This window comes from Heyndrickxia ginsengihumi (assembly GCF_011008565.1).
GTDB lineage: Bacteria > Bacillota > Bacilli > Bacillales > Bacillaceae_C > Weizmannia > Weizmannia ginsengihumi.
Map to the genome: position 1 here is coordinate 77,670 of NZ_JAAIWK010000014.1, position 13,059 is coordinate 90,728.

The window sequence follows — 13,059 nt, forward strand, 5'->3', positions numbered from 1 at the left end:
TTTCGTTTATGTATTATCAATCAGTATTAGATGTAATCGGAAACACACCAATTGTGAAATTAAACAATGTGTCAGACGAGGAGAGCGCTTCTATTTATATGAAATTAGAGTCTTTTAATCCAGGTGGAAGCATCAAAGATAGAGCAGCAATAAATATGATTCTTCAAGCTGAAAAGGAAGGAAAAATCCAACCTGGTAAAAGCGTTATTATCGAACCAACATCAGGGAATACGGGAATTGGCCTTGCAATGGTATGTGCGGCAAAGGGATACCGCTGTATTATTACAATGCCTGACAATGCTACTGTTGAAAGAGTACGATTATTAAAGGCTTATGGAGCGGAAGTCCATCTTACGCCTTTTAGTAAAAGGATGAAAGGATCAATTGATGAGGCGTATGAAATTGCGAAAGACATAAAAGATAGCTTTATCCCGATGCAATTTGATAACCCTGCAAATGCGGATGCCCATCGAAAAACAACTGCCGTAGAAATCGAAGAGGCTTTCGAAGGCAAGCTTGATGCCCTCATATTAACTGCTGGTACAGGCGGTACGGTGACAGGTGTTGGTGAAGAACTGAAAAAGCGCATGCCGAATTTAAAGATTTATGTTGTAGAGCCAGCTGGTTCTCCTGTTCTTTCAGGAGGAAAGCCAGGCCCTCATAATATTCCTGGCACAGGGCCAGGATTTATTCCTTCGATTTTAAATCAACATATTTATGATGAAATCTTGTTAATTAAAGATGAAGAGGCCCACGAAATGGCTTTGGAGTTAGGAAGAAAAGAGGGAATTTTAGTAGGAGCTTCAGGTGCTGCCTCGGCATTTTTTGCAGTGAAAATGGCAAAAAAGCTTCCTAAAGATGCGAACGTATTATGTATTGCCCCTGACACAGGTGAGCGGTATTTGTCGTCTGATTTATTTTTAGAATAATACAGTGAGAGCTGTCTCATTTTCTTCAAAAATTGCCAATTCATGTTTGAGACAGCTCTTGATCTTATTTTCTTCTAATGTCGACTAATTTGTTGCCTTTCCATTTAATTTTTACTTTTTCTTTAACTTCATAATCTAAATAAGTATGACAATCTAAATCTAGTATTTTTCCATTACTAAATTGCATTGCACAATAAGGTTTAGATGTACTAGTAGGAACAGAAATCTTTTTTTTCGTTGTAACGCCTACCGCTTTTGAATTGTTTTTAGGATTCGCAGCATAGTATTTTTCTACGATTGTCACCCTATGATACCCTTTGTTCGGGATATGGATCAAAAGGCAAATTAAAATAATGATACCTATTCCTAATAAAATCGATTTGATTGTAATTCCATTCATTTCCTACCCTCAATTAACTATTTTTTACTAGTTTATTAATTTCCTATGAAGAATATGCTTAAACATAGTCGATTTTGAGTCTATTTCAGAGATTTCCAAACTAGAATGGAAACTATCTATTTTTAGATATTGTCGTTCCAGCGGTATATGAAAAAGTTGATTGGAGCGGAAAAAGCGAGAATTCTGCAAGAAAAGAGGAAGTGAGGAGACACCAAAATTGTAAAGCGCAATGACGCTCAGCATCCGCCCGCGGAAAGTGAGTTTCCTGAAGCAAAAATCAAATCTTCCTTTTTTCGATAAGAAAGCGACGATGTTGATAAAAATGACTTTGGAAAAAAACGACAAATTTTATAAACGTTTTGAAACCTTTTTAGAGGGAAAACGTATTAATAGTATAAGCAAAAAGAAAGGGAGGGCATTATGAGCAATATTATCTTATCCGTCAAAGATTTAACGAAAAAAATTAAATCAAAGACGATTGTCGATCATGTTAGCTTTGAGGTAAAGAAAGGAGAGATATTTGGGTTATTAGGTCCTAATGGTGCAGGGAAAACAACCATTATCCGTATGATTGTTGGACTCATCAACAAGACAGCAGGAGAAGTTTCAATAAATGGATATAATTTGGATAGTAAGTACACACAAGCAATGAACCAAATTGGGGCAATTGTTGAAAACCCCGAATTTTATAATTATATGTCCGGTTACAAAAATTTACTTCACTATAAACGGATGTCAGAAAAGGACTTACCGAATGATAGAATTTATGAAGTGGCGAAATTGTTGAAAATCGACCACGCTTTAAAACAAAAGGTAAAAACTTATTCATTAGGAATGAGACAAAGGCTTGGTGTTGCTCAAGCAATTTTACATAGTCCATCTGTATTAATTTTAGATGAGCCCACAAATGGGTTAGATCCTCAAGGAATACGCGAATTTCGTGAAAATTTGCGGGAGTTAACAAAACACGGAGTCTCGATTTTAATTTCATCACACTTGCTTTCCGAGATGGAATTAATGTGCGATCGCTATGCAATCATTGAACAAGGAAAATTAATTCATATTGAATCTATGAATGAAACGACTAACTTAGAGGAGGACTTACTGCGGGAAGTAACATTCACAACTGATGATAGTGAACAAGCGCAAAAAGTAATAAAAGAAGCTAAAAATATCCCTGTTAATGTCCTTAGCCCAACACAAATATCGGTTTCAATCACGTACAATGAAATTGCAGATATGAATAAACTATTAGTAGAGAATGACAGAAAAGTTTTTGAAATTGTTTTTGTGAAGAAAACGTTAGAAGACCGATTCCTAGAGTTAACCAATCAAAGTACGGAGGTGAATCCATTATGATTGCTCTAGTGCAAAATGAGCTGATGAAGATTTTTTCTCGAAAAAGCTCGTGGATGTATATGATTTTCATTGTCCTTTTTATTCTGATCGGTGCTATATTTTATACAAAAATGTATGGCGGGGATGAACATAAAAATTGGCGGACAAGTATTCAGGCGGATATAAAAACAAATCAAGAAGTGTTAAAGAAAAAGCCGAATGATCAATATGCCCAACAATCGATTAAAAAGGATCAAGACTATTTGAAGTATAATATTAACCCTAATGCCCATACGAATTGGAATTTTATGAACGATGTTGTGATCACACTTGGTATGTTCGTCACCCTGTTTAGTGTCATCGTATGCAGCGGAAACGTGGCAGCAGAATTTGCAAATGGAACGATTAAACAACTTATCATACGTCCGCATCCACGCTGGAAAATACTATTATCTAAATATATTGCTGTCACGATATATTCGATTATCTTATTAGTTATTTTAGCGATCATGGGATTCATTATTGGCTCCATTTTTCTAGGCTACAGTGATTTCCATACTAAAATCATTGAATCAGCCGTCAATACGAATGGATATGACATTAAAGACGCTGGATCACAATTTTTATTAAAGCTTGGGCTTTATTTACCAAGTTTAATTATCGTAACGGCGATTTCCTTTATGCTTTCAACTTTATTTAGAACACAAGCGCTAGCAGTAGGAATTGGAATTTTTGTTTTATTTATGATGAATACATTGGGCGGAGTGATATTATTATTAATGAATAAATATCATTGGATGAAATTTTTAATTTTTCCGCATCTGGATTTATCCGTCTATGCATATCAAGATCATTTAGTAGACGGTGTCAATTTCGCCTTTTCAATCGTCACATTAATCATTTATTATCTTGTATTTATGGCCATTACATTTGCTTATTTTCAAAAACGAGATATCGCCAATTAATGATGTTTAAAAATACGAAGTGTATAATGAAGTCAGAGGGGGCCTGTCATAACAGGCTCCTTTTTTCTAATGGAAAAGGTATAATTAGTAACCATTAAATAAATAAAACGCGGATGCTATAATATTTGTGATGACTTATTAAATAGACGGAGTGAACATAAATGGAAATTCGACATTTATTTGAGTTAGAAAATGATGCAACGTTTCAACAACTTAATCAGCAAGTGAATTCATTCAATACATTAAAAATCTTAAAGTTAGAAAACCATGAAATCCGCCATTCAAATATTTTAGCTTGGTTGTTAAATCCGAAAGAAAATCATAGTTTACATGACTATTTTTTACGTAAGATGATAGAACATTTGATATTAATAGAGGAAAATAGTAATAATCCAAAATATGAAACAGTTAGTGGAATTCTTAACCATTCATTAATGGATAGTCACGTATATCGAGAAGTTAAAACTGATCAGAATCGATTTACTTATTGTGAATCAGCAACTTAAATTTATTTTTTTTATTGAAAATAAATTTTATTCGACGGAATCAAAAAATCAATTGGATGATTATTTGAATTTTATCCAACATACATTTAAAAACTTTACCATTATTCCAATTTATTTAACTTTGGACGGGGAAAAACCTTCTAATCAACAATATTTTATTTTGACTTATGAGCGAATTGAATCGATTCTGTATACAATTCTTATATTATATAAAGAGCAATTGAGTGATAACGTTTATAAATTTATCGAAGATTACAATCAAATATTAAAAGAAAAATTTTATCCAAATCAAGATCAGGTATTACAAGCAATAAACATATATAGAAATTATAAGCCAACAATAAATGCACTATTCGAAGAAACGTCTAAGCTTAATAAGCAGTTGCAATTTGAATCTGGATATCAATTTGAATTTATGATGAAGTATAAGAATACGATTAATTATATTTTTAAACACGGGAAAAATATTCTATCGTATAGTTTTGAACAATTCATTCATCGACAGTTCGGCGGCGAAGTTCTTTATGATGCACACCCAACTACTCCGAATTTACTACCACCAGAATGGAATTCAATTAGCTCTATAAAACTACGGGAATCAAATTATTGGCTAGGAAAAGGATTAATTGTCTGGTTTGAACAGACAAACGACAGTCGTTTACGACTTATTGCTGAAATGGGACCTATCGAATATATTCATCGTATTTGGTTACTTGAACAGTTGGAAAAAATCGGATTGGCATTTAGAGAAAATTCGAAATTAGAAAAAACACGTTATACACGATTTTTCTCTCAAAAGATTGATGTAAATAAGTGGGATGATATGGAGGAGCTATCACAAGCAATGGTAGCTTTATATAATAGTACGGAATTTGTTTTGTTACGTAAGCAAATCGCTGATATGTTAAATTATAAAAATTCGGTAAAAAATAGGATAACAAAAACAATTGAAAATTTTTCAACAGAAAAAACGACGATCCAAGTCCAAAAGGCATTTAAAAAATGGGTAGGAACAAAAAATATTCTTGAAAATGATTATCGTGTATCCTCGAAAACACTTTCCTTTAAAATTCCATTGTTTGATGCGTTCAAAGAGAAATTAGGGGAAACGAGAGAAAAGTGGTGGTGGGATAACGGACCGTTTCTATTTTGGATGAATATTAACTCAGATTCCCTTTTCTTTACGTTAGAGGTTGGTCCCATCGATGCAGATAAGCGCGTCCTGTTGATGGAAAGTATGAAAGAAAAGGGCATAAAATTTAGTAAAAAAGGACTTACAGTAGAAGCAAAATATAATCGTATTTATTCTGAAACCATATCGATTGTAGGATTAAATGAATCTGATTTAATTCATGCTTTTGATATTTTGTATGGGAACAAAGAATTGCAGAATATATTAGAAAAACTGCAAATCATTTATGATGAGACGGTTTGTAAACTAGAATAATTAGTGAAGTAGATGAAGAGAATATTCATTATTTTCACAATTGTGATCAAGTTCAGAAATTATTTAGATGTATTGGGGCAATAGACTAGGGTCGCGATGATTATGGACTCCGATGTCTTCTTGAAAAAATGAAGAAATAATGGTATAATATATTTAAATAAATACAGAAGTACCCGGAGGAGCCTGTCATTTGACAGGCTCTTTTTGTGTTTTTTTAGGGTATTAGAGGGAGGAAATGATGGAGCTATTTTTACAATTAGCGATTATTATTAGTAGTACAAAATTAGCAGGGGATGTTGCTGTACGTTTAGGGCAGCCGTCTGTCTTGGGGAAATTGGTTATTGGGGTCATTATTGGACCTGCAATGTTAGGGTGGATAGAAAATTCAGATGTGATTGATGCATTTAGTCATATAGGTGTTCTTTTTCTAATGTTTCTTGCTGGTTTAGAGACAAATATTGGAGATTTAAACAAAAACAGAAATTCATCGATGGCAGTTGGCGTCGGCGGTATTATATTACCGTTGTTAGCTGGATATGCTGCAGGGCTAGTATTCGGAATGGACCAAGGTCATGCACTCTTTATCGGGCTTTTACTTTCTGCTACATCGGTTAGTATTTCTGTTCAAACATTTAAAGAACTAGGATATTTGAAAAGCAGAGAAGGTACGACAGTTCTCGGTGCGGCATTAGTCGATGATATTCTAGTAGTTATTGCATTAGCTGTTGCTATGAGCTTTTTAACGACAAGTGATGCCAGTTTAACGATGGTAATCGGAACGAAAATATTGTTCTTTATTATTATTGGTTTACTTGGTTGGAAATTTGTACCTTTTATTATGAGAAAACTATCTTTATTAAAAGTTACCGAACCTCTTATGAGTATTGCAGTTGTCATCTGCTTTTTCTTTGCCTATATAGCGGAATATTTTGGTGTTTCCGGTATCATTGGGGCATTTGCAGCAGGTATTGCAATCTCACAAACAGAGTTTAGAAAACAAATTGAAAGAAAATTACATCCAATTGCATATACCATTTTTGTACCAGTATTTTTCGTAAGTATAGGACTTTCTGTATCATTCAAAGGTTTTTCTAATAATATTGTTTTCATTATAGGATTGTCATTGATTGCAATCGTAACGAAGTTTATTGGTGCTGGATTAGGTGCGAGATTGACTGGGTTTAATACCCATTCTTCCCTTGTTATCGGAGCAGGTATGGTCTCGAGAGGAGAAGTTGCTTTAATTATCGCTGCAATTGGATTAAGCTCTGGTTTATTAGCAGAAGAACATTTTACAGCAATCATTATTGCTGTTATTGTTTCCACCATTGCAACTCCACCGATGTTAAAAGCCTTGCTTAGTAATTCAAAGAAACAGTCAAGTATAAGTAAATTTTCATAGGAAATGTAACAAAAAGCAGTGTAGATTCACATGAGAATTTCACTGCTTTTTGTTTTATCATTGTCATTGATTGTACATATGTAAGTTGAACGTAGTAGGCGTTTAAAATGATGCAGTAAAGGATGGAACACTTGATTGACAAGGTGGTAAAACATTATTATGCAAACTAAAGATAAAACCGATTAGAGAAATATTGTATGTTTCGTTTTTTATGGTAATAAATATATAATAGTGGCTATATTGAATCTTTTGGAATGGTTTTTTGATATGATTAGCAATTAGCGATGGATAATTATGTTACACAATCGCTATGAATACCTGATATGTTTCGGAGGTATAAGATGTTGAACCTCATAAAAAATTTTCTACTTAAAAGAAAAGCAAAGACTTTCATATGGATTATATTTATTCTCTACTTTTCCTACATGGTCGATATTCTTTTTCTAGCATCCTTCAGACAAAACACGAATTTAGAAGAATATAATCTTAAGCCATTTAAAACGATCTTGATGTACATTATGTACTATCATTATTTTACTTTTCAAAATTGGTTCGCGAATCTTTTTGGTAATATCCTTGCTTTCATGCCGCTTGGTTTTATCATTCCATTACTGTTTCAAAGAATGAAAAACGGCTTTAAATTATTTCTGTTAACGTTTTTTATTTCATTTACAGTAGAATTAATACAATTGCTAGGTCATATTGGCGGATTTGATGTTGATGATATTACACTCAATACAATTGGAGGCATATTTGGATATTGGATGTTATTATTCATGCTAAGCTTATTTTCAAAAGTTAGAATTGAATTTTGGACTTTTCACGAATAGAAATGGACAAATGCACAAAACCTAATAAAAAGAAACGGAAAGGATATTGTGCCATGCCAAATCAACCACAACAATTTGTTCAATTTCTTAATCAGGAATTATCCAATTTTACAGTTATGTATATAAAATTACATCGTTATCATTGGTATGTTCAAGGAAAGCACTTTTTTTCTTTACATGAATTATTTGAAACGATGTATGAAGAATTCGCTGACAATATAGATCAACTAGCTGAAAGAATTTTAGCGATTGGTGGACGCCCGCTAGCGACGATGGCTAAATATTTAGATGAAAAAACGTTGGCAGAAGCTTCAGCGGACAATACTGAAGAGGAAATGATTGAACAATTACGAAGTGATCTTCGACTAATTGTTTCAGAAATACGTGAAAAAGGTATTCCGCTTGGAGAAGAAATCCAAGATTCAGCAACAGTTGATTTATTGAACGATTATGTTTTTACATTTGAAAAACATATTTGGATGTTGGAAGCATTTCAAAATGCCCGATAAAGAGCTAAATCAGCTCTTTTTTTATGAGAACATATCCCCTTTTCGTGTTATGCTTAAATAGAGCAGAACAGAAAAGGTGTTGATAGTATGGGATATATGGAAGAGCTAAGAAAAATTGTCGGGCAACGCCCATTAATTTTAGTTGGATCTGTCGTTTTAATCATTAATGAGCATGATCAAGTGCTTTTACAGCAACGGACAAACCCATATGGAGTTTGGGGATTACCAGGCGGGTTGATGGAACTGGGCGAATCAACAGAAGAAACAGCTAAAAGAGAAGTGTTTGAAGAGACAGGACTGCATGTAAATGATTTATCATTGATCAATATTTATTCTGGAAAAGAGTACTTTGTACAATTGAACAATGGCGATCAATTTTACTCAGTATCAGCTGCTTATTGGACAAAAACCTTTACTGGTACGATCACCGTAAATAAAAATGAAGCATTAAATTTACAATTTTTTTCATTCGATCATTTACCAGATCGGTTAGTAAAAAGTCATTTCAAAATGATCAATGACTATATGTTGAAGCATTAAAAAAACAGTAAGGAAAATCTCCTTACTGCTTTTTTATTCCATTAGGCTAAATAAATAAAATAGGCAAGAAACGCTATAAACAACACGTACATTAATGGGTGAATCTGTTTTCCTTTTCCTTTTACAAGCATCGTAATCGGATATAAAATAAAGCCTAATGCAATGCCAGTTGCTACACTGTAAGTGAGCGGCATCATAATAATAATGACAAATGATGGGATCGCAATCTCAAGTTTGTTCCAGTTAATGGCTTTCACTTGCATCGCCATAAGTCCGCCAACGATAATGAGTGCAGGAGATGTTACTTCTGTTGAAATAACCGATAACAGCGGTGAAAAGAAAAGGGATATTGCAAAACCAATTGCAATCACAATCGAAGTGAAGCCTGTTCTTCCACCTGCAGCAATACCCGAACTTGATTCTACCATTGTAGCCGGTGTAGAGGTTCCTAAAATACTGCCAAACACACCTGCAAGTGAATCAGCTAAAAGTGCACGACCCGCATTCGGTATTTTATTGTCTTTCATAATGCCTGCTTGGCCTGCAACGGCAATAAGTGTTCCTGCTGTATCAAAAAAGGCGACAAATAAAAATGTAAAGATAACGGCAAGCATGCTAGGATTTAATAAATCATGTAAATGGAAAAATACTTGTCCAAATGTCGGATGTAAACTTGGAATCGATCCAATAATTTGCTTTGGTGTATCAATTAAGCCAGCAATCATTCCGATAATCGTAGCAATAACAATTCCGAAAAAAATGCCCGATTGGATCCCGCGAACAAGTAATACGAGCATCATAATAAAACTAAAAATAGCTAATAATACTTGCGGAGATGTTACGTCTCCTAATGAAACGAACGTTGACTTATTCGCAATAATAATACCAGTATTTTTTAAACCGATAAAAGCAATAAAGAAACCAATTCCAGCAACAATCGCATGTTTTAAGTCTTCCGGAATCATATTAATGATTTTCTCACGAATTTTGAGCAGACTCAAAATAACAAATAAAATGCCTGAAACAAATACGCCTGCTAAAGCTGTTTGCCAAGGTATATGCATACCAAGACAAACGGAAAACGTGAAAAACGCATTAAGCCCCATACTTGGTGCAATTCCAATTGGATAATTAGCCAATATACCGATTAAAAGCGTGCCAATAATGGACGCTACAGCAGTTGCGGTAAAGACAGCGCCTTTATCCATACCTGATTGGCTCAATACAATGGGATTTACAATTAAAATATAAGCCATCGATAAAAACGTTGTAATACCCGCAACGGTTTCTTGTTTAAACGAAGTACCTCTTTCTTGAAACTGAAAAAACTTCTGCATATCTTTCCCTCGCTGTTCTCTTTGATGAAATAACTTTTTCGTCCTACTTACAAGCTTTCCCTAATTAAAGTTGAATATGAACAATAAAAACAGCTTCCGCACAAGACGGAAGCTGCAATAGCACTGCAAGGATGAAAGTATAATCTAGATAAAATCTCAATCATCCTTGTAGTCAAGCTATTTGCGGCAGCTTGGTAGAAACGTTTAGACCTTATTTCTAAACTTATACAAGGTTTCGTCCTGTTTTAAACGAATGGTAAAATTTTAACAAATTGTATTCGAATCGTCAATGAAAAAATTGTGTCATATCATACCTTTATCAGCGTTGTTAGTAAACTTTCGATTATGTTTGCAAATGTCATCTGATTAGAAAAACAAGTATTGCATAACCATTTAATTGAAGTGATGTACAAGCTATAGAGTATAATAGAGAAGGTAAGTAAAATAATTTAGATGGGGTGACGGACGATGAAAATAGGCGTAATTGGAATTGGCGGAATTGCTAAAAAAGCGTATTTACCAGTTTATGCACATTTGCAAGATATTGAATTTCATTTTTACACAAGAAACAAACATTATTAGACATTCAACAACAGTATCGTTTTACATACATGCATCATTCTTTAGATGATCTAATTAATAGCGGCATTACAGCGGCCTTTGTGCATAGCGCAACAGATTCCCACTATGAACTGATTAAGACATTGCTTCTTCATGATATTCACGTATATGTTGACAAACCTATCACTTATCATCTGCAGCAAACAAAGGAGTTAACGGAGCTTGCAAAAGCAAGAAATCTGCAGCTCTTTACAGGATTTAACAGAAGGTTTGCACCGACTTATCAAGCGTGTAAAGAAATCAAACAGCCTAATTTATTAGTCATGCAAAAAAATCGTTATAAACAAGCAGAGGACATCCGTACATTCGTATATGACGATTTCATTCATGTGATTGATACTTTACTATTTCTTTTCACAGAGCCAATTGAAGAACTGAATGTGAGTGGAAAAAAAGAAGGTGAGGTTTTATATCACGCAGTTGTGCAGTTCCACTCAAAAAATATGACAGCAATTGCGATCATGAATCGAGATAGTGGAACGAGGGAAGAAAGACTAGAGGTAATGAGCCAAGAGGAAAAAAGAGTTGTTCGTGATGTTGCAACAATGTCTATCCGTCATGTGAAGCAAGAAACGAAGCTATCTGTAGATGATTGGGCAGCAACATTAGAGAAAAGAGGGTTCGAGCAAATTGTACAACATTTTATTGACGTGATTACGAAGAGTGCAACCCCGGCCATTAGTATGGAAGAGTCACTTAAAACACATGAAATATGTGAACAAATTATTGATGAGTTATTAAAATAAATCTGTTTTCGTGAACTGCGTCGTTTTTAACCTTCATTTATTAAAAAATTCATTAAGATGATGATGGAAGCGGAAGGATGCGAGACTCTTGCGGGAAATGCGAGATAGACCCCGCAGGCGAAAAGCTTCGAGGAGATTCTCCATCCATCCGCGGAAAGTGAGCACCTGGTGCGGAAATCACCTCTTTTGTAATGAAAGATAACCTTTTCTAGAAAAAAACAAACTTAAAGAGTATGATTATTAGTCTGTCTAAATATGGTAAGATTAATGTTGTTTTGTGTATGATGATGGAAAACAGTATTAGGAGGCAATTATGAATCGATTATTATTTTTAGGAGCAGGACCAATGGCTGAAGCGATCATATCTGGAATTGTCAGAAAAGAGATCATGCCAGGTACTAGCATATATGTAAAAAATCGTCAGAATCAGGATAGGATTGAAGAATTAGTTGCGAAATACGGAATTAATGGTTTCAATCCTGAAAAAGATCAGCTTGATCAATTTGATATGATTATATTGGCGATGCAGCCAAATGATATTGGTGAAGTCTGCCGTGACCTTAAACAAAAAATTCATCCGCAACAATTAATCATTTCAATTATCTCCAGTGTTTCTACAGAGTATTTTGAAGAGCATCTTCATCAGCAACAGCCAATTATAAGAGTAATGCCAAACACATCAAGTACGATTAACGAGTCTGCTACGGCAATTTCGATCGGGAAATATGTTGAAGAAAAGCATGTCAATTTTACAAAAACGATGTTAGCAGCAATTGGAACTGTCTATGTTATTGAAGAAAGCAAAATGGATATTTTTACAGGGATTGCTGGATGTGGTCCTGCCTATTTTTATGCTTTTATGGAACAAATGGAAACACTTGCCGTTGAGCATGATCTTCCGATCGAATTGGCAAGAAATATGATTGCTCAAACGATATTAGGATCAGCAAAAATGGTATTATTAAGTGATGAGGATCCAATGGTTTTGCGAAAACATGTTGCGGCACCAAATGGACCTACTGAAGCTGGGCTTTTTGCGCTCGAAGCATTCGGTGGGAAAAAAGCGATTATTGAAGCAGTTAAAGCTGCAACTGAAAGATCAAAGGAAATAGGCAAGCTTTTTAATGTTTAATCGATAATGGAATCGAAGACATATTAATAAAAAGGAACGGTCTCCAACAAACATAGTAGAAGAGACCGTTCTTTTTTATTTTTTAGACCCTTACTAGTATGAAAGTTATTGATATTTGGCTTCAGGGAGCTGGAGGTATGGGAGCTTCCTCAGTAATGCCCAAGGTACCCCACTGAAGCCACTTTAATCTATTAGTAACAACTCTTAATAATGTAAGTGATCGATATAGATTTCAGAGAAAGAAAAAACCCTTGCGCAGTGAACTGCCCCCCAATTGTTAGACACCATCTAACAGTTGGAGGTGCAGTTTTTCTATGGTTAAATTTACTGCCGAAGATAAATTACAAGCAGTTAAGT

11 protein-coding genes, 1 pseudogene and 1 riboswitch are annotated in these 13,059 nt (G+C 34.4%); of the genes and pseudogenes, 10 read left to right on the plus strand and 2 right to left on the minus strand.

Features of this window, described 5'->3' with window-relative positions:
• Positions 1–8 precede the first annotated feature (8 nt).
• Positions 9–929, plus strand: coding sequence for a cysteine synthase A (gene cysK, locus G4D61_RS10030; protein ID WP_163173849.1), 921 nt, complete (start codon positions 9–11; stop codon positions 927–929).
• Between the two features lie 64 nt (positions 930–993).
• Here cysK and G4D61_RS10035 read toward each other — a convergent pair whose 3' ends face one another.
• A complete protein-coding gene (locus G4D61_RS10035) occupies positions 994–1,329 on the minus strand; it encodes a hypothetical protein (RefSeq protein ID WP_163173851.1) in 336 nt (111 codons plus the stop codon).
• Between the two features lie 420 nt (positions 1,330–1,749).
• On the opposite strand from G4D61_RS10035, the gene G4D61_RS10040 reads away from it, so the two are divergent.
• The 7 genes and pseudogenes from G4D61_RS10040 (at position 1,750) to G4D61_RS10075 (ending at position 8,866) form a co-directional block, all read left to right on the plus strand.
• Entirely contained in the window at positions 1,750–2,688 is a 939-nt protein-coding gene (locus G4D61_RS10040; RefSeq protein WP_163173853.1) for an ABC transporter ATP-binding protein, read from the plus strand.
• Positions 2,685–3,632: an ABC transporter permease gene (locus G4D61_RS10045; protein WP_025726923.1), complete on the plus strand. Its 948-nt coding sequence runs from the start codon at positions 2,685–2,687 to the stop codon at positions 3,630–3,632. The genes G4D61_RS10040 and G4D61_RS10045 overlap by 4 nt, the downstream gene beginning before the upstream one ends.
• A 161-nt stretch (positions 3,633–3,793) precedes the next feature.
• Positions 3,794–5,585, plus strand: a pseudogene (locus G4D61_RS10055) (PDDEXK-like family protein).
• 238 nt (positions 5,586–5,823) lie between these two features.
• Complete coding sequence (locus tag G4D61_RS10060) at positions 5,824–6,987, plus strand: cation:proton antiporter (RefSeq protein ID WP_025726921.1); 1,164 nt, start codon at positions 5,824–5,826, stop codon at positions 6,985–6,987.
• Between the two features lie 341 nt (positions 6,988–7,328).
• Positions 7,329–7,817: a VanZ family protein gene (locus tag G4D61_RS10065; RefSeq protein WP_025726920.1), complete on the plus strand. Its 489-nt coding sequence runs from the start codon at positions 7,329–7,331 to the stop codon at positions 7,815–7,817.
• A 53-nt stretch (positions 7,818–7,870) separates the two neighbouring features.
• The gene (locus G4D61_RS10070; RefSeq protein ID WP_035356153.1) at positions 7,871–8,326 is read left to right on the plus strand and encodes a Dps family protein; all 456 of its coding nucleotides are present in this window, start codon (positions 7,871–7,873) and stop codon (positions 8,324–8,326) included.
• Positions 8,327–8,413: 87 nt separating this feature from the next.
• The gene (locus tag G4D61_RS10075; RefSeq protein WP_025726918.1) at positions 8,414–8,866 is read left to right on the plus strand and encodes an NUDIX hydrolase; all 453 of its coding nucleotides are present in this window, start codon (positions 8,414–8,416) and stop codon (positions 8,864–8,866) included.
• 41 nt (positions 8,867–8,907) lie between these two features.
• Here the strand turns inward: G4D61_RS10075 and G4D61_RS10080 are convergent, their stop codons facing one another.
• The gene (locus tag G4D61_RS10080) at positions 8,908–10,203 is read right to left on the minus strand and encodes an NCS2 family permease (RefSeq protein ID WP_025726917.1); all 1,296 of its coding nucleotides are present in this window, start codon (positions 10,201–10,203) and stop codon (positions 8,908–8,910) included.
• Positions 10,204–10,352: 149 nt separating this feature from the next.
• A riboswitch (purine riboswitch) is annotated at positions 10,353–10,454 on the minus strand.
• Between the two features lie 360 nt (positions 10,455–10,814).
• On the opposite strand from G4D61_RS10080, the gene G4D61_RS10085 reads away from it, so the two are divergent.
• Together G4D61_RS10085 and proC are read left to right on the plus strand one after the other, a co-directional pair.
• Positions 10,815–11,570 carry a Gfo/Idh/MocA family protein gene (locus G4D61_RS10085; RefSeq protein ID WP_235929356.1) on the plus strand — a complete coding sequence of 252 codons (756 nt, stop codon included), beginning with the start codon at positions 10,815–10,817 and terminating at the stop codon, positions 11,568–11,570.
• 313 nt (positions 11,571–11,883) lie between these two features.
• A complete protein-coding gene (gene proC / locus G4D61_RS10090) occupies positions 11,884–12,702 on the plus strand; it encodes a pyrroline-5-carboxylate reductase (protein WP_163173859.1) in 819 nt (272 codons plus the stop codon).
• Positions 12,703–13,059: the final 357 nt, after the last annotated feature.